Genomic DNA, 20,215 nt, shown 5'->3' with positions numbered 1-20,215 from the left:
TCTTAGCCACAAAACTAATGGCTTGTCACTTTCGGTCTGAAGAAAATCACCGGCAATACCACCAGCGCCATCGCATAGAACATGCCGCCTTGATAGTGCTCAAACAGGAAGCCTGACAGCATGGTCATGATCGCCACGCTTCCGCCCATGCCTAGCGCCGAATAAATCGCCTGTAGACGGATAACATCGCCGCCCTGCCGTGCCGAAATAAAGCGCATTGCCGCCAAATGACATACGGTGAAAGAGCCCGCATGCAGAATTTGAATCAAAATCAGCCACGGCAGCGCCGTTGTTGACCCCATTAAAATCCAACGGATCACCGCACAAAAACACGACAGTAACAGCAACTGGGAAACCGACATACGGCGGAATAAGCGCTTGCTTAATGCAAAGACGATAACCTCAGCAACAACGCCCAGCGACCACAGATAGCCAACCACCGACGCGGAATAGCCCGCCTCCTGCCAGTAGATAGTGCTAAATCCGTAATAGCCTGCATGAGCGCCTTGAAGTAAAGCGGCACACAATAAAAAACGCCATACCGGCGCTTCTTTTAATAAAATTTTCCACGGCGTGGTGTCCTGCACCGCACTATCTTTTGGTGCATCCTGTGGCATATGGCGCGGTCGTAGAAGCATTCCCACCAGCATGGCCGCCAGACCCGCCCACAGGCAATACATAATGGCCTTATGCCCAAAGGCATTAACCACTTCTCCCGTTACCGCTGAGCCAATGACAAAGGCCATTGATCCCCACAGACGTACTTTGCCGTAGTCCAGCCCCACCTGACGTTGCCACGTTGCTGCTAACGCATCAGTCAGAGGAATTAACGGCCCATAGAAAAGGCTAAATCCTGCCATCACCACCAGCAGCCACGCCCATGCGGTACCAAAGGAAAATGCGATAGAACAGATCAGGGCGAGGAGAGCAATAAGACGGAGAGCGGTAATCAGTTGAGAGGTTTTTTTAACGGCGGGAGCAATGAATAAACTACCAAGGAAACGGGCTATCATCCCAGCGCCAAGCAATATGCCAATTGACTCGGGAGAAATTCCCTCACCTTGCAGCCACAAACTCCAAAACGGCAGAAATATGCCAAAAGAGAAAAAATAGGTGAAATAACTGAGTCCTAACCAACCTGCAGACGGCAACATTTTTCCTCCTTAATTTTAAACGCGTTACTTTGACAGAGGCATCCCATGCTGGCAATGAATAATGTCGCAAAATCAATTAGCAAATGACATGTACACATTCACTCATTAGTTTCTGCTCAGAGAGATTATGGAGGAAATAGGTAACATTTTTTAACGCATGTAAGCAGCTTTGTTTAGCGGTTGTATGCCAAGCGTAAACGGGGGTGAAACGGCCTCATTTTTTGTGAGAGGCGGGTCTAAATTTAGGATTTGATTGATTTTATATATCAGAATGCTGGTTAACATAGGCATCCCTGTTTTTGACTAGGAAGCCGACGAGTGACGGAATCCACTTCGTTAAACAAAATTGATGCACTTAAAGCCGAAATTAATCAGGAAATATCCATGATCGAATTCGACCTGAAGCTGCAAATTTCACATGATGCATTAGCCGATCATTCAGAGAAAGAACCCGACGTCGCGATAGAAGAGGCGTAATAAATTTGACTCCCTTTTCCCGGTTCACTGAGCCGGGATTGTTTGCAGCAGCTCACAGCGCTTATCTAACAATGACTCCACCGATGCCCTATTCCTCTCTCCCATTCCCACCCGTGTCGCCAATAAAATAAAGCCTGGCTGAGTTTCAAACGTCGTTGGCACCACCGCCACGCCATAATAGGCCAGCTGTTCAGGCGTAAGATGAAACTGATCGGCGAGCGATTTGATTGGATCCACGCCGATGAGCGCCGGCTGCTCAATGCGCTTGGCATAAAATGGATGACGCAACAGCAAATCAGGCAGCAAAGCCCATTCGCGACCAATATAAGGGCGCTCGGCTTTTAACTGGCGGCGAACGTCTTCACGTAAGCAGGTGAGATGAATATGGAGTTGATTCTGGCTGCGCCCATAGGCTGAATTTAACGCCAGCCCCAGCATATCGTCGGGAACCGGTCTGCCATATTCATACGCCAGCCGATAGCGCATCGTCCATGCGTAACCGAAATAATCCGGTGCGTCATTTTCTAGCAGTACAGAGCTCTCAATACCGATAATCCGATCATTGGGGACCAAAATGAAATGAAAGTGAAAGCGCGGGTTTTGAATCACGGTAAACGCAGATCGCCGATCGTGAGCCGGCGTATAGATCTGGGCGCAGGGCGCGGGATCGTGCTTTTGCTGATAGTTAACACGACAAACTTTATCTACCACACCCCACAGCGCGTCAGACTTGGCACAGCCGGTTAGCAAAAACACCCACATCAGAAGCGCAGTGCCAAAAATCATCCGATAATTATTTAGCAGCGCGCTTCTCATCAGCATATTTAGGCGATGTTCAAATACTTATGGGTTTGCATCGACAAGCGCCAGTTGCGCGCAATACAGGTTTCAATACACAGCTTCGTCGCGCTCTCTTTTTGGCTAATCGGCTGCAGCGCGATAATGCGTTTCTTATCGTCGTGAAGTACGGAAAGTAATGCGTCTAAATCTTCAATATCGCGCTCACGTGCAACGGGGTGTTTAACCTCATCGGCGCGCACCAAAGAAGACTCCAATACTTTCATGCCGCCTTTCATGTTGACCTTTGGAGACACGGTCACCCAGGTTGCCTCAGAGCAGCGGATTTCATGGGTGCCGCTGGTTTCAATCTGGCAGGAAAACCCATTTTGATTCAGCAATTCCGTCAACGGACGCAAATCATGGATGCAGGGTTCACCGCCGGTGATCACCACGTGGCGAGCGGTATATCCGCGCTCGCGCAGGATATCCAGCAATTGCTCAGGGCTGGCGCTGCCCCACGCATCGCTCTCTTCAGTTTTGATCAAGATTTCGTTCATGCCGATTTCTCGTTCGGGCAACTGTTCCCACGTATGTTTGGTATCACACCAGCTGCACCCTACCGGACACCCTTGCAGGCGAATAAAAATAGCCGGAACACCGGTGTAAAAACCTTCCCCTTGCAGGGTCTGGAACAGTTCGTTTATCGGATACGACATGACACTCTCATTGTTAATAAAACTTTCTTACCATAAAAAAGCTGCGCTACATTGTCGCAGATTTGCCCCCGCTAAGCCAAACACGGCGCACCTCAGCCGCACATCGCATTTGACGTCACAATTAAATAACATTTTCATCAAAAACGTTTGACACCTATCGGCCTTTCGAAAATAAATGTATATACAACTCTATACAGGTTTGGGGATGCTATGAATTTATTGGAGTCCGACGTTATTTGGCGCAACGGACGCTTAGCTACCATGAGCGCGCAGTACAAAACGCCCTATGGTGTTCTCGATCGTCATGCACTGGTGGTGCGCGATAAACATATTATAGCGGTGATCCCAGAGGATGAACTTCCCGCTCAGCATCCCCAGCAGATCGATTTACAGGATCGGCTCGTTACTCCCGGTCTTATCGACTGTCACACCCATTTGGTGTTCGGTGGCGATCGCGCCTACGAGTGGGAACAGCGCCTGAACGGGGTGTCATACACCGAGATTAGCCAGAAAGGCGGCGGAATCAATTCAACCGTGCACGCCACGCGTGATGCCTCGCCGGATACGCTGCTCAGCATCAGCCAGCAGCGTTTACAGGCTTTAATGGACGAAGGTGTGACCACGGTGGAAATGAAATCCGGCTATGGTCTGGATCTCATCAATGAAGAAAAACAGCTGCGTGTTGCCCAGCAGCTGGCTCGACAAAACGCCATCGACGTTAGCCCTACACTACTTTCGGCACACACCACTCCGCCGGAATATCATGGCCGTTCAGACCACTATATCGATCTAATTTGTGAGGAAATCCTGCCGCAGCTGTGGGAGAAAAAACTGTTTGAATCTGTTGATGTGTTCTGCGAAAGCGTGGGTTTTTCACTTGCGCAAAGCGAAAAGCTGTTCGCGGCAGCCAAACAGCTTGGAATTCCTGTGCGTGGGCATATGGAACAGCTTTCTAATCTGGGCGGCAGCGAGCTAGTGGCTCGCTATCACGGGCTGTCGACCGACCATATTGAACATCTAGATGAAGCAGGTATTCAAGCCTTAGCACACAGCCAAACCGTGGCGGTTCTGCTGCCCGGTGCCTTTTATTTTTTACGCGAAACCAAACGCCCTCCGGTGGATTTGCTGCGCGAATATCGCGTCCCTATGGCGGTAGCCAGCGATTTCAATCCCGGCACCAGCCCCTTTGCGTCTCTGCGCCTCGCGATGAATATGGCCTGCGTGCAATTTGGCCTCACGCCGGAAGAGGCGTGGCTAGGCGTGACTCGACATGCGGCTCAGGCATTAAATCGCCAGCACACCCACGGACAGCTTGCCGCCGGTTTTCAGGCTAATTTCGCGGTATGGGAGGCAGAAAAACCGGTTGAAGTGATTTATGAGCTGGGGCGAAATCCACTGTATCAGCGGATTTATCAAGGCCAAGCGACACAAAAACAGAGCGAAAACGAGGAAATGCAATGAGCCACTGGCAACCCACCGCTGATGATGTTTGGCAAGGGCGTAACGATCTGGCGGAGTCTCCTGAAGCATTACGCTTATTTCAAACCATTGGGCAGCACAATGAGCCCCGCCCTATCGTGTTGCTCGGTTTTGCCTGTGATGAAGGCGTTAAACGCAATCATGGCCGCACCGGTGCCGCCGCTGCCCCCGATGCGCTGCGTAAAATGCTGGCTAATCTTGCTGCGCATGCTGGACATGACCGCGTCACCGACGGCGGCACTTTGCGCGTTGGCGATACCCCGCTAGAAGAGGCGCAGGCGCAGTTTAGCCAAAAAGTCGCGCAATACCATCAGCAAGGGGTGAGAACCTTGGTCTTCGGCGGCGGTCATGAAACCGCCTTCGCTCACGGTTTAGGGCTGTATCAGGCACATCCCAACAAAACCGTCGGCATTATTAATTTTGATGCGCATCTGGATCTACGCCGCAACGACGTGGCGACGTCAGGCACGCCGTTTCGCCAGCTCGCCCATTACTGCGAGCAGAGCCAGCGACCGTTTCATTATCTCTGCGTCGGCGCTAGCCTCGCGGCAAACACGCAGGCATTGGTCACCGAGGCCGTGCGTTTGAACGTTGAGATCGTATGGGATACCGACGCGCTCACGCGATCGCTTGACGATCTGCATCGCCAGATTGGCGCATTTATGGATAAGTGTGAGATCGTCTATCTAACGATCGATCTGGATGTTCTTCCTGCGTGGCAAATGCCCGGCGTCTCAGCGCCCGCCGCCGTGGGATTACCAATCGAAAGACTTTTGCCGCTGGTAGGTGCGATATGTGAAAGTCCGTCATTGTGGGGAGCGGATCTGGTGGAATACAATCCCTCTTTGGATATTCAGCAATTCGGTGCCCGCACCGCGGCACGCATTGCATGGCAAATTCTACATCAATGGAACATCGGCGATTGCCCATAAGGAATGTTATCCATGACTCTTCCCGCTGATTTATCACCGCTATCAACGCCTGCGCCGCTGTATGAGCAGGTCAAAAAAATGATTACCGATAACATCAGTAACGGAGCTTGGACGCCAAATTATCGCATTCCCTCTGAGGCCGAGCTGGTCGCGCATCTGGGATTCAGCCGCATGACCATCAATCGAGCGTTGCGGGAATTAACCCATCAAGGATTGCTGGTGCGCATGCAGGGCGTTGGCACCTTTGTTGCGGAGCCGAAAGGGCAATCTGCGCTGTTCGAAGTACACAGCATTCGCGACGAAATTCTGGCGCGCAATCACCGCCATCACTGCAAAATAATCTTGCTGGATGAAGCGCAGGCTAACAGTGAACAAGCCGCAGCGTTAAATCTCAGCGTGGGCGCGCCAATATTTCACTCTATCATCGTGCATTACGAAAATGACACGCCGGTGCAGATTGAAAATCGCTATGTAAATCCTATCGTTGCGCCTGATTACCTGCAGCAGGACTTTCTCAAAATCACGCCGCACGACTATTTATCACGCGTAGCACCACTCACCGAAGGGGAACATATTGTTGAAGCCCTGCTGCCTTCGGCTGAAGAAAGCCACTGGCTGCACATTCAGGCGAATGAACCTTGCCTATTGATCGAACGTCGAACTTGGTCTAAACATCATAATGTTACCTTTGCAAAATTGCTGTTTCCCGGAACTCGACATCGTTTAAAAGGACATTTCACCTCATGAATCAATGGCAGATCATACGATGGGCTGATTATCACGCGATGCCTTGGAAAAATGGACAAGGCGTTACGCAGGAGATCATGCGAGTGGACTCCCCAAGCGGGCGTGATTTTCGCTGGCGGTTATCCATGGCAGAAGTTTCCTCTGACGGTGATTTCTCCAGCTATACGGGTTATCAGCGCATTCTTTCCATTCTGGAAGGTGATGGCTTGCAGCTAAAAATCGATGGGCGCATCGAGCCACCGATTTTGACCTGTGGGATCCAACGTTTTTCCGGCGATAGCCGCGTGAGCAGTACGCTGCTCAATGGCAAAGTGCGCGATCTGAATTTGATTTACGACCCACGCTATTATGGCGCACGCCTTCAGTGGGTGACCACCAGCCCGAAGATGCCGCCACTCCGCTGTCACGCCAGCACCATTATTTTATTCTGCCACGACGGAGAAATTTCACTGACGCCAATTGGCGGCGGCAACTCTATTACGCTTAACCGCTACGACAGCGCCGTACTGGTCACGCCTCGCCCACAAACTCACACCGTTGATTTAGACGGTCACGGCCATCTTGGGGTCTTTGAATTAACCGGATTTGATGAATAAACCCGAGAAGTCTTAATCTTCATTAACCTAAAATGATTTATTCCTGTTAATCATGTCAGTCTTACGCACGATTGGTTAAACTATTATCAATCGTGCGGTATGAGGCCGTTCGCTAACAGGAGGTTGTCGATGTTTACCGTTATTCCCGTCTTAGTGGTTGTTGCGTTGGTCATCGTATGGTCAGGGATTAAAATCGTGCCGCAAGGCTTCCAGTGGACCGTCGAGCGCTTTGGCCGCTACACCAAAACATTAATGCCTGGCCTGAATTTAATCATTCCATTCATGGATCGCGTCGGTCGTAAGATCAACATGATGGAACAGGTTTTAGACATCCCAGCCCAAGAAATCATTTCAAAAGATAACGCCAACGTCACTATCGATGCCGTTTGCTTTATTCAGGTTATCGACCCTGCGCGCGCCGCCTATGAGGTGAGCAATTTAGAACGCGCCATCGTCAATTTAACCATGACAAATTTTCGAACAGTTCTGGGCTCGATGGAACTGGATGAAATGCTGTCACAGCGCGACCACATCAATGGCCGTTTGCTGCATATCGTTGATGAAGCCACCAATCCTTGGGGCGTAAAAGTGACGCGTATTGAAATCCGCGACGTGCGTCCACCGGTCGAACTGGTTGCCTCCATGAACGCCCAGATGAAAGCCGAGCGAACCAAACGTGCAGATATTCTCGAAGCGGAAGGTGTGCGTCAGGCAGCCATTTTGCGTGCCGAAGGTGAAAAGCAGTCTCAGATCCTGAAAGCCGAAGGTGAACGCCAGTCCGCATTCTTGCAGGCAGAAGCGCGCGAACGTGCCGCTGAAGCTGAAGCTCAGGCCACCAAAATGGTGTCAGAGGCGATTGCCGCTGGGAACATTCAGGCGATTAACTATTTCGTGGCACAAAAATATACTGACGCGCTGCAAAAAATCGGTTCTGCCACTAACAGCAAAGTGATCATGATGCCGCTGGAAGCCAGCAATCTGATGGGCTCCATCGGCGGTATCGCTGAATTGCTGAAAGAAACAGGCCCCGTTAAAGGCAAATCATAATGATTGATTACATTGCCCAAAATCCGCATGGTTTTTGGCTGTCGCTGGGCGGTGTGCTATTAGCTGCGGAGTTGTTAGGCGCTGGCGGGTATCTGCTGTGGTGCGGCATTTCAGCCCTATTGGTCGGCCTGCTAACGTGGGTACTGCCATTTGGCTGGGAATGGCAGGCAACGCTGTTTGCGATCCTCACCGTCGCCACCGCGCTACTATGGTGGCGCTGGTTACGGCGTAGTCAGCCGGTAGCAAGAAATAATGATGATCTGCTTAATCAACGTAGCCGACAGCTTATTGGTGCGCGAGCCACGCTTGAAGCCCCTATCGTCAACGGCAATGGACGCATTCGTATCGGCGACAGCAGTTGGCGAGTGACCTGTTCGCAGGAGTTACCGTTCGGGGCCGTTGTAGAAGTTATCGACGTGGAAGGTATTACGTTAGTGGTGAAAAGTATTTAAGTTGCTCTCTCCCCCGCGCAGAGGTTTGCCGGGGGATAAACCACTTAAGCCTTATGTCCATGGCAGCAACCCGCCAGATTATTAATGATCGGACAATCTGCACTTTCATCGCCGGGACACTCATCGGCTAACGCCATCAATCGGTGGCGCATTTGCTGCAATTCTTCAATATGCTGTTCCAGTTCGGCCACTTTCTCTAACGTACGACGCTTAACGTCAGCGCTGTGGCGGCTTTTGTCATGAAAAAGCCCTACCAGTTCACGGCATTCGTCCAGCGTAAAGCCCACCTGCCGCGCCTGCCGCAGCAACGTGAGCTCTTCGATATGTTTTTCACCGTAGAACCGATAGCCGTTATCAGCGCGATTTGGCGCAGTCATCAGCCCCTTTTCTTCATAAAAACGGATAGTTTTACTGGTGAGTCCGGTTTTCTTGGCAACCTCACTGATGTTCATTCTGCCTCCCCTCTTGACCTTACCCTTGCAGGAAGGTTTAAGCTTAGTCCAAGTGAAGAATACCATGTGATTCGCCCACCAACACCACGTGTTCGCTGGGCAATACCCGAGAGGATTTTATTATGTCACAAACTCAATTGTTCGCGCTGCAAGGCTTGTCCTGCATGAACTGTGCGAAGAAAGTCAAAACCGCGCTTGAAGCGCGTTCCGATATTGAACTGGCTCAGCTAAATAATCCACGCTATGCCAAAGTCACCGGCGACGCCGATGCTCACGCGATTATCTCAACCGTAGAGCAAGCGGGTTACCATGCCACGGTTGCAGGAACGCCTGACGTAGCGCTGGCGCTAAGCGGTTTAAGCTGCGGCCATTGCACCGCCAGCGTCACCAAAGCGCTGGAGGCTGTTGCGGGCGTTGATGCGGTTGAAGTTTCATTAACCGACGCCAAAGTCTATGGTTCCGCCGATGCAACTACGCTGATTAATGCCGTTATCGCCGCTGGCTATGAAGCTTCATTATTGCCAAGTGGAGAAAGCCACCCAAAAACTGAGCCGCTGACACAGTCTGCAACAGCAAACTCGACAGCACCACAAGCGCCGGAAACTCTGGCAGCGGCTGAAACAACTTCTCCGGCGACAGCAACTTCGAACGCTTCTGACGATGACGATAGCGTTCAGCTGTTGCTCGATGGCATGAGCTGCGCGAGCTGCGTATTAAAAGTGCAGAATGCTTTGCAGAGCGTGCCCGGCGTTGAACAAGCGCGCGTAAACCTTGCCGAGCGCAGCGCATTGGTCACAGGGCATAGCGATCCAGATGCCTTGATATACGCCGTCGAAAAAGCCGGTTACGGCGCTGAAATCATTCAAGATGAAGAGAAGCGTCGGGCGCGTCAGCAAGAATCCGCAGAAAAGTCGGTGAAAAAATTCCGCTGGCAGGCCGCTCTGGGCTTAGGTCTAGGCGTGCCACTGATGGCATGGGGGCTCTTCGGTGGTTCAATGGAGCTTACGGCGAGTAACCAAAACAACTGGCTGATCGTTGGGCTGATTACCCTTGCTGTGATGGTATTTGCCGGTGGGCATTTCTATCGCAGCGCATGGCGTAGCCTGATGAATCGTAGTGCCACCATGGACACCTTGGTCGCATTGGGCACCGGGGCCGCGTGGCTCTACTCCATCACGGTAACGCTGTGGCCGCATGTGTTCCCGATGGAAGCGCGTCACCTTTACTACGAAGCCAGTGCGATGATTATTGGTTTGATCAACCTTGGTCATGCCATGGAGGCCAGAGCGCGTCAACGCTCTTCCAAAGCGCTTGAGCGTTTGTTGGATTTAACCCCGCCGACCGCTCGCGTAGTCACCGAAGAGGGTGAGAAAACGTTACCGTTGGCCGAGGTTAAGCTTGGCATGACGCTACGTTTAACTACCGGCGATCGGGTTCCGGTTGATGGTGAGATTATTTCCGGCGAAGTATGGATGGATGAAGCCATGCTAACCGGCGAACCGATTCCACAGCAGAAATCCTCAGGCGATCCGGTGCATGCGGGTACCGTAGTGCAAGACGGTAGCGTTCTGTTCCGTGCGGGTGCTATTGGCAGCCAAACAACGCTGGCACGCATCATTAAACTGGTACGCCAAGCGCAGAGCAGCAAGCCTGAAATTGGGCAAATGGCTGACCGTATTTCCGCAGTTTTTGTTCCCACCGTGGTTGGGATTGCGGTATTTAGCGGCCTTATCTGGTACTTCTTCGGCCCACAGCCGCAAATTGTGTACACCTTGGTGGTGGCGACTACGGTACTGATTATTGCCTGCCCATGTGCCTTAGGTTTAGCAACGCCAATGTCGATCATTGCCGGTGTTGGGCGTGCCGCTGAGCTGGGTGTATTGGTGCGTGATGCCGACGCATTACAACGCGCCAGTGAACTTGATACGTTAGTATTCGATAAAACCGGTACCTTGACTGAAGGCCAGCCAAAAGTAGTTGAAATTCACACCTTTAACGGTGTAAGTGAAGCGCAGGCATTGCAGTGGTCTGCGGCCTTAGAAGCGGGTTCAAACCACCCATTGGCACGCGCAATCACAGAACGAGCGGATCGTTTGGTCATACCTGAAGTTACCCAGTTCCGCACATTACGTGGTCTTGGCGTGAGCGGTGACGTTGATGGACATACGTTGCTGTTGGGGAACGACGCGCTAATGGAGCAGCAGCAGGTTGATACTTCTGAGGTTAAATCCCTGCTTAAACAGCAGGCCGAACGCGGGATAACGCCGGTACTGTTATCCGCAGATGGGAAGCCTGCCGCATTGCTTTCTATCCGTGATCCACTAAGAAGCGACAGCGTGGAAGCATTACAACGCTTACACGGTTTGGGCTATCAGTTGGTGATGCTAACCGGCGATAACCCACTCACCGCAAATGCCATTGCTAAGGAAGCGGGTATCGATCGGGTCATCGCGGGCGTTCTCCCTGAAGGTAAAGCCGATGCGATTAAAGCGTTACAGGCTAAAGGACATAAAGTGGCGATGGTCGGCGATGGTATCAACGACGCCCCTGCTTTAGCTCAGGCTGATGTGGGTATTGCGATGGGCGGCGGCAGCGATATCGCCATTGAAACCGCTGCAATTACGCTGATGCGCCATAGTCTGAACGGCGTGGCTGACGCGGTGGAGCTTTCCTGTGCCACGCTGCGCAATATGAAGCAAAACCTGTTAGGCGCGTTCGTCTACAACTCGTTAGGCATCCCAATTGCCGCCGGCGTGCTGTATCCGTTAACCGGAGCCCTGCTTAGCCCTGTGGTTGCAGGAGCGGCCATGGCGCTTTCATCCATTACCGTGGTGAGCAACGCCAACCGCCTGTTACGCTTTAAGCCCAAGTCACAGTCTAAATGAGATTTAAATAGACATTGAAAGACACAAAAAGCACCGACGTTTCGGTGCTTTTTTTTGCCTTTACCTTCACACTGCACGTAGCATAGAAAAAAAGGCAAAGGTGACTTATGACTCAATGGCTGCGAAAATTCGCGCTCTGGTTGGGAATTATTCCCACAACCACTTATGCCTATCCAGCGCTTGATATCCATCTTCAAGGCGGTATCCATCTGCATCTGGTGGGAAGTATTCATATGGGTACTGAAAACATGTCGCCTCTACCCGCGGCATTAATTCAGCGTCTTAAACGCGCGGATGCGCTGATTGTTGAAGCAGACATAACCCAAGCATCGCCCTCGTTTGATACCGGAGAAGTCGCAGAGGCTTTGGAGTCGCAGCTGTCACCAGAGCTTTGGCAGCAAGTCTTACAGCGCTGTCAAGAAACGGGCATTCCCGCCAACGCGATTCAACATTATCCAGCGTGGCGCACGGCACTGACCCTGCAGGCACAGCAGGCGCATCAGCTTGGTTTGCGTTCTGAATATGGTATCGACTACCAAATGCTGCGCTTTGCCCAACAAGCGTCGCTGAAAACCATGGAGTTGGAAGGCGCCGATACTCAAATGGCGCTGCTGCATGCGCTGCCCGATAACGGGATCGTACTGTTAAAAGACACATTGGCACACTGGCATACCAACGCTCGCCTGCTGCAAACGCTGATCGGTTGGTGGATTTCACCCACGAAAACTATGGCAACGACAGAGTTGCCGGCCACGTTTAGTGACGATCTCTACCAGATTTTGATGGGGGAACGAAATCATAAATGGCAAGAAATGTTGCTCGCTCTGCCGGCGGGAAATTATGTGGTGGCGGTAGGCGCATTGCATCTATACAGCGAAGGAAACCTGCCCGAGCTGCTGGCACCGTATGTGATTCATTAGGCGAAAAAAATGGCCAATATTTCTATTGGCCAGTCAAAGAGGAATTTCATTATTATCGTTATGCTGCAAGTGCAAACATGGCGTCTGCCCTTACAGTTTCCCGCATAGATTAACAATGCAGCAGTGATTCTGGCAACGGTTATTCTCTATATGGCACCGCACTTATGCATATAACGCACGAATAAATAACTCTCCGAAACTGACTCCACGAAATAACAGCGCTATCATTGCGTGATTCGTCATCGTAGAGGCTTAGAAAATGACTCCCGCAGTACTTCTTCTTGAAAAAAATAAGGTCCCTTTTACTCTCCATCAGTATCATCACGATAGCGACGAAACCAATTTCGGCGATGAAGTCGTGCGTAAATTGGGTTTGAACGCCGAGCAGGTCTACAAAACGCTGCTAGTCTCACTCAACGGTGATAGCAAGAATTTAGCCGTGGCGGTAACGCCGGTGGCCTCAATGCTGGATTTAAAAAAGGTCGCTAAGGCGCTGTCGGCTAAAAAAGCTGACATGGCCGATCCTCAGATTGCACAACGCGTAACCGGCTATCTGGTCGGCGGTATTAGCCCGCTTGGACAAAAGAAACGTTTGCCTACCGTGATCGACAGCGGTGCTCAAGAATTTGCCACGATCTTTATTTCAGGCGGGAAGCGTGGTCTGGATATTGAGCTTGCGGCTCAGGATCTTAGCCGTATGACCAGCGGCAGCTTTGCGGAAATTGCCAAACGAGATTAACGAGCCCTGCATGTGGCAAGACTCGTTAAATATTCAAGGCAGGATCAGTTCTGAGGATTGAGCTTTTGCACTTCAGCCTTGGCCTTCGCCAACTGAGCTTCAAAAGCAGGGTTATTGTGCAGAGTGGCAACAACCGCGCTTCCTACTACACGCGCAGCATTGACGTCGCTCTGCCAGTGATAACCACAGATCACACGGCTTTGCCCAAGCTCATAACCACGCTTGAGAATTTCATTCTGTCTTGCAGGATTCACTTCCGCTAGCACCAGCGCCACTGACCAGCCGATCGTGGTGTGACCCGAAGGATATGAACCATTGGTGGAGAGCTCTTTTTCATCTTCTGGACGGCAGGTTGCTTCTTTATAGAAAGCAAAAGGACGCACACGATTATAGTGCTGCTTCGCTGAACGCGTTGCGTATTCACCTGCATCTTCTTTCATCGTCGTGATCAGCGTGAACGTTTCAGGGGTTTTTTCTTTAGAAATAGGAATGCCAAAAGCGGTGGAGAAATTTCTCGCCAAGCTATCTTTAGACACATCAGCATCATCGTAAGCCTGTTTACCACGCTCGGTGCTGCGCAGCGCTTTGCCTTCATCGTAATGCGCTTTATCGCTTAAGAAATCGATGCTGGTGTAAGACGGCGGTGGCGGTAGCAGCTTTAAGCTGTCAGGCGCTTGTTCATATTTAAGATAGTGATCGTCGGCAGCCATGCCGTAACCAGAAACTAATAAACCAACTAACGTCGCTAAAACAATTTTCTTCATCAGTGTGTTTCCTCCTGTCTGGCATCTTAAGCACTCTTCTTTCATCTGACCGTGACAGCGATAACATTTGCGCCACAAATGAGAATAGATATTTGATAACTAGAGTAAAAGTGCCGCTGAACAGAAGAATGCAATCCAATGCAATACTTAGAAACGCAAAAACCCGCACAGGGCGGGTTTTCGGTTCACAGCAACTCAGAGGTTACTGCGATGGCTGTTGGCTATTACAGCGCAACAACGTTTACTGCTGATGGACCTTTAGCGCCGTTCTCGATAGAGAACTCAACTTTTTGGCCTTCATCAAGAGTTTTGAAATCGTTGCTCTGGATTGCAGAGAAATGTACGAATACATCTTTGCTGCCATCTTCAGGAGAGATAAAACCAAAACCTTTACCAGCGTCAAACCATTTTACTAAACCAGTCATTTTATTAGACATAGATACTTCCTTTATTTGTTTTGTGTGCCGCAATGATTCAAATAAATCATGCAGCGAAGGTGGTCGTCTTCAAAGAGTTACTTATTGAAAAGTTCTTACTTAGCACTTAGGAGAAGACTCACAAGAAGAAGAGGTATCTATGCGGATAGCGCTTGAACTGAGGACTGCTTTACTAAAACTGCGTTCATAAGGTCTGTGTTTCAAACCGATGACGCTATTTACTCATACCCACCCTCAGTTATCAAGAACTATTTTCAAATAATAATTTTCTCATCTAGACGGCTAGACTGGTGGAAGTTTAGGTGTTCGCAATCTTTGCGACAGGTCAGAGGGCAGAAATCTGCCCTCTGAATCAGTTTAGCGTCGGCGGATTAATTCGCCGATTTATAAACAATCTCCCCCTTCGGCTCATAGTCAGCGACTTTAAGCGGAGAGTGTTTTTCGATGTACTGTTTCAGCACTTCGGCATCGACGAACCCCGTGTTCACATAGCTTGGCCGATTGCTCACAATAGGGTAATCATCGCCGCCGGTGGCGTTAAAACTCAGCAGCGCTAAACGGTAGATTTTGTCTGCCTGCAAAGGCTCACCTTTGATTTTCACGTCGCTTACGCCCTTCCCAACAGCGACTAGGCTCACATTAGCAAACTGCGCATACGCCCCTGAATCGACTTTTTTATTGGCGACCACCGCCAGATATTTTTCAAGCTCAAGGCCGTTCATCTCGACGTAAGCCACCAAATTGCCGAAGGGCTGAACTTTCAGCACATCTTTGTAGGTGATATCGCCCGGCTCAATTGAATCTCGTACGCCGCCACCGCTCATCACGGCCAAATCCGCCTGTGTGCGCTCCATCTGCGCGGCAAGTAGTAAACGCGCCATATTGGTTTGTTCGAAGCGAACTTTGCTACGATCGCCCATTAATTTGCCATCCACGCTGCCAACTTTGACCTCCAACTGCGCTTTGCCCTTCTCTTCAAACGGCGTTAGCAGTTTCAGCATCTGCGGATTTTCATCAATCTTGTGGGTGTAGTAAGCACGCTCGGTTGTGCCGTCTTCTTTAGTCACTTTCTGACTCAGATTAACGGGAATGAGCTGGTAGTGCTGCAGCGTCAGCTCGCCGTTGCGGAAGGTAAAATCAGCTCGCCCAACGTATTTACCCCACTCATGGGCCTGTACGATCCAAGTTCCATTTTGACGATCGGGCGCGCACGGCGTTCCCGGCACATAATCGGCCTGCTTTTGGTTCTCGGACGCCATACAAACAGGATCCTGTGAGTGGCCTCCAACGATCATATCGAGATATCCGGTTGGCAATTTTCTCGCCATTTCAACGTCGCCTGGCGCGTTCGAACCGTGGTTGCCGTTGTCATAATGTCCCATATGCGTGGCGGCAATAATTACATCAGGCTTTTCGTTTTGTTTGATCTGCTGGATCAGCGTTTTTGCTTCTACCGCAGGATCGCGGAATTCGATACCTTTTAGCAGTTCAGGGTTACCAATTTTGGCCGTATCGTCGGTGGTTAAGCCGATTACCGCAATTTTGATATCTTGCTTATCGAAAATCTCATACGGCTTAAACAGACGCTTTTCCGTACCTTGCTGATAAATATTGGCGGAAAGTAACGGGAACGTGGCCCATTTTTCCTGCTGGCGCAGTACCGATAGCGGGTTATCGAACTCATGATTGCCGATAGCCATTGCGTCATAACCCACGAGGTTCATGCCACGGAAATCAGGCTCGGCATCCTGTAAATCAGATTCAGGAACACCGGTATTAATATCGCCGCCGGAAAGCAACAAAACGCTACCGCCCTGCGCTGCCACTTCATGGCGGATCTGATCCACCAGCGTCTTTTGTGCCGCTAAGCCATATTCACCGTTGGCGTTCTGCCAAAAATGGCCGTGATGATCGTTAGTATGCAGAATGGTGATGTTATAGGTTTTATCTTTTTCCCATGCTGCTGCCCACGTTGGCACCAATGCCAGAGTGACCGCTAACGCACATACGGTGCCTTTTAAAGCCAATTTCATACGGATTCTCCGTGTCGTCATATTCATCATCCCAAAGACTTTCTCATTATTATGATTATCAAATTCAAATCACTGCGCTTGATACCAAGTCTAAAATTCTAACGGCAAGATGAGGGGATCTTTTCATTTTTTTGCGAGCTATTTCAAATTACGCCGCCCATTTAGCCTCAATAGCCGGTAAATAGTCCATATGAAGGCAAAAACAACGGTTGACCAAGAATGATAAACTTTGTCATTGTTAGCGTGATGTCTATCCCTATTTATCTGCCTGCATAAATAGCTCCTTAACTGACGAAATCATAAAAACAGACTATGACTGACCGCATCGATCCAGTGTCCGACTCCGTGACACAAAAGCCCGTCAATCGCACCTCGTTTTCCATACTGGGCGCTATCAGCGTGTCCCATTTGCTAAACGATATGATCCAATCGCTGATTCTGGCGATCTACCCTATTCTGCGCGGTGAGTTTTCGCTGAACTTTGCACAGATAGGCCTTATCACACTGACCTATCAACTCACGGCCTCGATGCTGCAACCGTTGATCGGCATGTACACGGATAAACACCCGAAACCCTACTCTCTGCCAATCGGCATGGGGTTCACCTTAGCCGGACTTTTGCTGCTTTCCGTTGCGCCTAGTTTTGAAGTTGTCCTGATCGCCGCCGCATTAGTGGGTACGGGATCGTCAATTTTCCACCCAGAGTCCTCCCGTGTCGCACGTATGGCCTCTGGCGGACGTCACGGCCTCGCGCAGTCGGTGTTCCAGGTAGGCGGTAATTTTGGTAGCTCGCTCGGCCCCTTGTTGGCGGCGGCGATAATCGCACCTTATGGCCAAGGAAATATTGCATGGTTCTCTCTGGCGGCGCTGCTGGCTATCGTTGTTTTGCTTCAGGTCAGTAAGTGGTATCAGCAACAAACCAGACAAAGCAAAGGTATGCCTAAAGGCCACGGCAATGTGAAAGTGCTTCCACGCCGCACCGTGGTGATTTCATTATCCATACTACTGGTGTTGATTTTCTCGAAATACTTCTATCTCACCAGCATTAGCAGCTATTACACCTTTTATCTTATCCATAAGTTCGGTGTTTCAGTGCAAAGTGCGCAAATACATTTGTTTGCCTTCCTGTTTGCCGTTGCCGCCGGAACCATTATTGGCGGGCCTCTTGGCGATAAGATAGGGCGTAAATATGTTATTTGGGGCTCTATTCTGGGTGTTGCACCGTTTACACTGGCTTTACCCTATGCATCTCTTTACTGGACTGGGGTTTTAACCGTGATCATCGGTGTAATTCTAGCCTCAGCGTTTTCAGCCATCTTGGTTTACGCACAAGAGCTGATTCCTGGCAAAGTGGGTATGGTGTCGGGCCTCTTCTTTGGTTTTGCCTTTGGTATGGGTGGCTTAGGTGCCGCAGTTTTAGGCTATGTTGCCGATTTAACCAGCATTGACTTGGTTTATCAAATTTGCGCATTCCTGCCATTACTCGGCATCTTGACGGCATTATTGCCAAACATAGAACATAAAGACGCTAATTAGACTTAATAACCCGACTTATCCTGTAGGATTGGTCGGGTTTGCTTTTTCTCAAAGCCGCGTGCTGCATGCGGTTGTATCACAAAACCTCTCTTTACCGCCGTTGGCGCGTTTTTTTTCTAAATTAAGACTTATTTCCCAAAATTAACTCAGCAGAATTTCGATAAATACAATAAACTTATTACAGATACCTGTGAGTTTCACTCAGCCAATGCACATTGATTGCGGTAAAGGAGTGGAAAACGCCGGATTTATACACACATTAATTGAAGTTGCAGCGAGCTATCCAGTGCTGCTTCAAGTTAAGAAGGGTATTAATTATTTAGCTGTTCGTGCAGTGCTAGAAGGAGTCTAGATGCATCATTCAACCCCGCTTATTACGACAATCGTTGGAGGCTTAGTTCTCGCCTTTCTTTTAGGTATGCTGGCAAATCGCCTGCGAATATCCCCTCTGGTGGGCTATCTCGTCGCAGGCGTGCTTGCTGGCCCATTCACCCCTGGTTTTGTGGCAGACACCTCGCTTGCCCCTGAACTGGCCGAAATTGGCGTTATCCTGCTGATGTTCGGCGTTGGTTTGCATTTCTCTCTAAAAGATTTGATGGCGGTTAAAAACATCGCCATACCCGGCGCTATTGCACAAATTGCAGTGGCGACATTGTTGGGTATGGGGCTTTCGTCGTTGTTGGGTTGGGATTTAGTTACAGGCTTAGTGTTTGGCTTATGTTTATCCACCGCGAGTACCGTGGTGTTGCTGCGCGCTCTGGAAGAGCGGCAGTTGATTGACAGCCAACGCGGCCAAATCGCCATTGGCTGGCTGATCGTTGAAGATCTCGCCATGGTGCTTACGCTGGTTTTGCTACCTGCTTTTGCCGGAATTATGGGCGAAGGCCAAGATATGCAGCTCAAAGATTTGCTGATCGAACTGGGTATTACGCTGGGCAAAGTCGTGGCCTTTATCACCATTATGATTGTGGTAGGTCGCCGTTTGGTGCCGTGGATTTTGGCGAAAACCGCCAGTACCGGTTCTCGCGAACTGTTCACGCTCTCCGTTTTAGCGCTGGCAATGGGCGTGGCATATGGCGCAGTGGCGATCTTCGACGTTTCCTTTGCGCTGGGTGCGTTCTTTGCAGGGATGGTGCTGAACGAGTCTGAGCTTAGCCATCGTGCTGCTCACGATACGCTTCCACTACGCGATGCCTTTGCGGTTCTGTTCTTTGTTTCCGTAGGGATGCTGTTTGACCCGATGATTCTGGTTGAACAGCCGCTGGCGGTGTTGGGCTGCTTGGCGATTATCGTCTTTGGTAAATCCGTCGCCGCATTCTTCTTAGTAAAAATGTTTGGTCACTCCAAGCGTACTGCTCTGACCGTTTCTGTGAGCTTGGCGCAGATCGGTGAGTTTGCCTTTATTTTGGCGGGATTAGGCATTTCGTTGAATATGCTGTCACCAGAAGGACGGAATTTGGTGCTGGCGGGCGCAATCCTCTCCATCATGATTAACCCGCTGCTGTTTACACTGTTAGAGCGCTATCTTGCCAAAACCGAGACCATTGAAGACCAGAGCCTGCAAGAGGTCACAGAGGAAGAAGAGAAGCAGATCCCCGTTGACCTATGCAACCACGTGCTGCTGGTTGGTTACGGGCGCGTAGGCAGCCTGATTGGGGCTAAGCTACACGATGCGGGCGTTCCTCTGGTGGTTATCGAGAACTCACGCCCTCGCGTTGAAGCGCTGCGTGAGCAAGGTATTCATGCCGTGCTAGGGAATGCGGCTAATCCTGAAATCATGGAGCTGGCGAGAATTGACTGCGCACGCTGGCTGCTGCTCACCATTCCAAACGGCTATGAAGCCGGTGAGATTGTGGCTTTCGCCCGAACCAAACGCGATACGCTGGACATCATTGCCCGTGCGCACTACGACGATGAAGTGGCCTACATTTCAGACCGTGGCGCCAATCAGGTGGTGATGGGGGAACGCGAAATTGCGAACAGCATGCTGGAATTACTACAGGTCGATAAGATGACGGATGCGGATAAGATGCAGGAGTGTCCGATCTGAATGGGAACGGTGTAGATTT

Annotated in this window: 19 protein-coding genes; 12 read left to right on the top strand and 7 right to left on the bottom strand. The window is 50.5% G+C overall.

Annotated features, from left to right (window positions below):
- Positions 1 to 14: 14 nt before the first annotated feature.
- A complete protein-coding gene (locus tag BN1044_RS10410) occupies positions 15 to 1,154 on the bottom strand; it encodes a 3-phenylpropionate MFS transporter (protein ID WP_072308602.1) in 1,140 nt (379 codons plus the stop codon).
- Between the two features lie 318 nt (positions 1,155 to 1,472).
- On the opposite strand from BN1044_RS10410, the gene BN1044_RS23575 reads away from it, so the two are divergent.
- Complete coding sequence (locus tag BN1044_RS23575) at positions 1,473 to 1,631, top strand: hypothetical protein (RefSeq protein ID WP_168780223.1); 159 nt, start codon at positions 1,473 to 1,475, stop codon at positions 1,629 to 1,631.
- Between the two features lie 24 nt (positions 1,632 to 1,655).
- Here BN1044_RS23575 and BN1044_RS10405 read toward each other — a convergent pair whose 3' ends face one another.
- Both BN1044_RS10405 and queE read right to left on the bottom strand, forming a co-directional pair.
- Entirely contained in the window at positions 1,656 to 2,453 is a 798-nt protein-coding gene (locus tag BN1044_RS10405) for a CDP-diacylglycerol diphosphatase (RefSeq protein ID WP_072308601.1), read from the bottom strand.
- A 2-nt stretch (positions 2,454 to 2,455) separates the two neighbouring features.
- The gene (queE, locus tag BN1044_RS10400) at positions 2,456 to 3,127 is read right to left on the bottom strand and encodes a 7-carboxy-7-deazaguanine synthase QueE (RefSeq protein ID WP_061554923.1); all 672 of its coding nucleotides are present in this window, start codon (positions 3,125 to 3,127) and stop codon (positions 2,456 to 2,458) included.
- 210 nt (positions 3,128 to 3,337) lie between these two features.
- On the opposite strand from queE, the gene hutI reads away from it, so the two are divergent.
- From hutI to BN1044_RS10370, 6 genes are all read left to right on the top strand, one after another.
- Positions 3,338 to 4,588 (top strand): imidazolonepropionase, encoded by a 1,251-nt coding sequence (hutI, locus tag BN1044_RS10395; RefSeq protein WP_072308600.1) that lies wholly within the window; start codon positions 3,338 to 3,340, stop codon positions 4,586 to 4,588.
- Complete coding sequence (gene hutG / locus BN1044_RS10390; protein WP_072308599.1) at positions 4,585 to 5,538, top strand: formimidoylglutamase; 954 nt, start codon at positions 4,585 to 4,587, stop codon at positions 5,536 to 5,538. Before hutI ends, hutG begins: the two co-directional genes overlap by 4 nt.
- 12 nt (positions 5,539 to 5,550) lie before the next feature.
- On the top strand, positions 5,551 to 6,285 hold the full coding sequence (gene hutC / locus BN1044_RS10385; protein ID WP_072308598.1) for a histidine utilization repressor: 735 nt from the start codon (positions 5,551 to 5,553) through the stop codon (positions 6,283 to 6,285).
- The gene (locus tag BN1044_RS10380; protein ID WP_072308597.1) at positions 6,282 to 6,881 is read left to right on the top strand and encodes a HutD/Ves family protein; all 600 of its coding nucleotides are present in this window, start codon (positions 6,282 to 6,284) and stop codon (positions 6,879 to 6,881) included. The genes hutC and BN1044_RS10380 overlap by 4 nt, the downstream gene beginning before the upstream one ends.
- A gap of 129 nt (positions 6,882 to 7,010) precedes the next feature.
- Positions 7,011 to 7,928 carry an SPFH domain-containing protein gene (locus BN1044_RS10375; RefSeq protein ID WP_025799893.1) on the top strand — a complete coding sequence of 306 codons (918 nt, stop codon included), beginning with the start codon at positions 7,011 to 7,013 and terminating at the stop codon, positions 7,926 to 7,928.
- The gene (locus tag BN1044_RS10370; RefSeq protein WP_072308596.1) at positions 7,928 to 8,380 is read left to right on the top strand and encodes an NfeD family protein; all 453 of its coding nucleotides are present in this window, start codon (positions 7,928 to 7,930) and stop codon (positions 8,378 to 8,380) included. The genes BN1044_RS10375 and BN1044_RS10370 overlap by 1 nt, the downstream gene beginning before the upstream one ends.
- A 44-nt stretch (positions 8,381 to 8,424) precedes the next feature.
- On the opposite strand, the gene cueR is transcribed toward BN1044_RS10370, so the two are convergent.
- Positions 8,425 to 8,832, bottom strand: a complete 408-nt coding sequence (gene cueR / locus BN1044_RS10365; protein ID WP_072308595.1) for a Cu(I)-responsive transcriptional regulator — start codon at positions 8,830 to 8,832, stop codon at positions 8,425 to 8,427.
- Between the two features lie 122 nt (positions 8,833 to 8,954).
- On the opposite strand from cueR, the gene copA reads away from it, so the two are divergent.
- The 3 genes from copA (at position 8,955) to ybaK (ending at position 13,376) form a co-directional block, all read left to right on the top strand.
- Positions 8,955 to 11,717 (top strand): copper-exporting P-type ATPase CopA, encoded by a 2,763-nt coding sequence (copA, locus tag BN1044_RS10360; protein WP_072308594.1) that lies wholly within the window; start codon positions 8,955 to 8,957, stop codon positions 11,715 to 11,717.
- Between the two features lie 107 nt (positions 11,718 to 11,824).
- A complete protein-coding gene (locus BN1044_RS10355) occupies positions 11,825 to 12,637 on the top strand; it encodes a TraB/GumN family protein (RefSeq protein ID WP_072308593.1) in 813 nt (270 codons plus the stop codon).
- Positions 12,638 to 12,896: 259 nt separating this feature from the next.
- A complete protein-coding gene (gene ybaK, locus BN1044_RS10350) occupies positions 12,897 to 13,376 on the top strand; it encodes a Cys-tRNA(Pro)/Cys-tRNA(Cys) deacylase YbaK (RefSeq protein WP_025799902.1) in 480 nt (159 codons plus the stop codon).
- Positions 13,377 to 13,420: 44 nt separating this feature from the next.
- Here ybaK and BN1044_RS10345 read toward each other — a convergent pair whose 3' ends face one another.
- From BN1044_RS10345 to ushA, 3 genes are all read right to left on the bottom strand, one after another.
- Entirely contained in the window at positions 13,421 to 14,140 is a 720-nt protein-coding gene (locus BN1044_RS10345) for an acid phosphatase (RefSeq protein WP_072308592.1), read from the bottom strand.
- Between the two features lie 224 nt (positions 14,141 to 14,364).
- Positions 14,365 to 14,577 carry a transcription antiterminator/RNA stability regulator CspE gene (gene cspE / locus BN1044_RS10340; protein ID WP_004091792.1) on the bottom strand — a complete coding sequence of 71 codons (213 nt, stop codon included), beginning with the start codon at positions 14,575 to 14,577 and terminating at the stop codon, positions 14,365 to 14,367.
- A 371-nt stretch (positions 14,578 to 14,948) separates the two neighbouring features.
- Positions 14,949 to 16,610, bottom strand: coding sequence for a bifunctional UDP-sugar hydrolase/5'-nucleotidase UshA (ushA, locus tag BN1044_RS10335; protein ID WP_072308591.1), 1,662 nt, complete (start codon positions 16,608 to 16,610; stop codon positions 14,949 to 14,951).
- Between the two features lie 312 nt (positions 16,611 to 16,922).
- On the opposite strand from ushA, the gene BN1044_RS10330 reads away from it, so the two are divergent.
- Positions 16,923 to 18,146: an MFS transporter gene (locus BN1044_RS10330; RefSeq protein ID WP_072308590.1), complete on the top strand. Its 1,224-nt coding sequence runs from the start codon at positions 16,923 to 16,925 to the stop codon at positions 18,144 to 18,146.
- A gap of 352 nt (positions 18,147 to 18,498) precedes the next feature.
- Positions 18,499 to 20,196 (top strand): YbaL family putative K(+) efflux transporter, encoded by a 1,698-nt coding sequence (gene ybaL, locus BN1044_RS10325; RefSeq protein ID WP_072308589.1) that lies wholly within the window; start codon positions 18,499 to 18,501, stop codon positions 20,194 to 20,196.
- Positions 20,197 to 20,215 lie beyond the last annotated feature (19 nt).

The sequence above is a fragment of the Hafnia alvei genome, assembly GCF_900095695.1.
GTDB lineage: Bacteria > Pseudomonadota > Gammaproteobacteria > Enterobacterales > Enterobacteriaceae > Hafnia > Hafnia alvei_B.
The sequence above is the reverse complement of the archived record's forward strand: the minus strand, read 5'-3'. Positions and strand labels throughout refer to the sequence as shown.

Bases quoted from the DNA above. Each gene is read 5' to 3' on its own strand.
- hutI (WP_072308600.1), top strand. From the start codon at position 3,338: ATGAATTTATTGGAGTCCGACGTTATTTGGCGCAACGGACGCTTAGCT.
- BN1044_RS10330 (WP_072308590.1), top strand. From the start codon at position 16,923: ATGACTGACCGCATCGATCCAGTGTCCGACTCCGTGACACAAAAGCCC.
- BN1044_RS10380 (WP_072308597.1), top strand. From the start codon at position 6,282: ATGAATCAATGGCAGATCATACGATGGGCTGATTATCACGCGATGCCT.
- BN1044_RS10345 (WP_072308592.1), bottom strand. From the start codon at position 14,140: ATGAAGAAAATTGTTTTAGCGACGTTAGTTGGTTTATTAGTTTCTGGT.
- BN1044_RS10375 (WP_025799893.1), top strand. From the start codon at position 7,011: ATGTTTACCGTTATTCCCGTCTTAGTGGTTGTTGCGTTGGTCATCGTA.
- ybaL (WP_072308589.1), top strand. From the start codon at position 18,499: ATGCATCATTCAACCCCGCTTATTACGACAATCGTTGGAGGCTTAGTT.
- BN1044_RS10355 (WP_072308593.1), top strand. From the start codon at position 11,825: ATGACTCAATGGCTGCGAAAATTCGCGCTCTGGTTGGGAATTATTCCC.
- copA (WP_072308594.1), top strand. From the start codon at position 8,955: ATGTCACAAACTCAATTGTTCGCGCTGCAAGGCTTGTCCTGCATGAAC.
- BN1044_RS10410 (WP_072308602.1), bottom strand. From the start codon at position 1,154: ATGTTGCCGTCTGCAGGTTGGTTAGGACTCAGTTATTTCACCTATTTT.
- cueR (WP_072308595.1), bottom strand. From the start codon at position 8,832: ATGAACATCAGTGAGGTTGCCAAGAAAACCGGACTCACCAGTAAAACT.
- cspE (WP_004091792.1), bottom strand. From the start codon at position 14,577: ATGTCTAATAAAATGACTGGTTTAGTAAAATGGTTTGACGCTGGTAAA.
- BN1044_RS10405 (WP_072308601.1), bottom strand. From the start codon at position 2,453: ATGCTGATGAGAAGCGCGCTGCTAAATAATTATCGGATGATTTTTGGC.
- BN1044_RS10370 (WP_072308596.1), top strand. From the start codon at position 7,928: ATGATTGATTACATTGCCCAAAATCCGCATGGTTTTTGGCTGTCGCTG.
- ybaK (WP_025799902.1), top strand. From the start codon at position 12,897: ATGACTCCCGCAGTACTTCTTCTTGAAAAAAATAAGGTCCCTTTTACT.
- queE (WP_061554923.1), bottom strand. From the start codon at position 3,127: ATGTCGTATCCGATAAACGAACTGTTCCAGACCCTGCAAGGGGAAGGT.
- hutG (WP_072308599.1), top strand. From the start codon at position 4,585: ATGAGCCACTGGCAACCCACCGCTGATGATGTTTGGCAAGGGCGTAAC.
- ushA (WP_072308591.1), bottom strand. From the start codon at position 16,610: ATGAAATTGGCTTTAAAAGGCACCGTATGTGCGTTAGCGGTCACTCTG.
- hutC (WP_072308598.1), top strand. From the start codon at position 5,551: ATGACTCTTCCCGCTGATTTATCACCGCTATCAACGCCTGCGCCGCTG.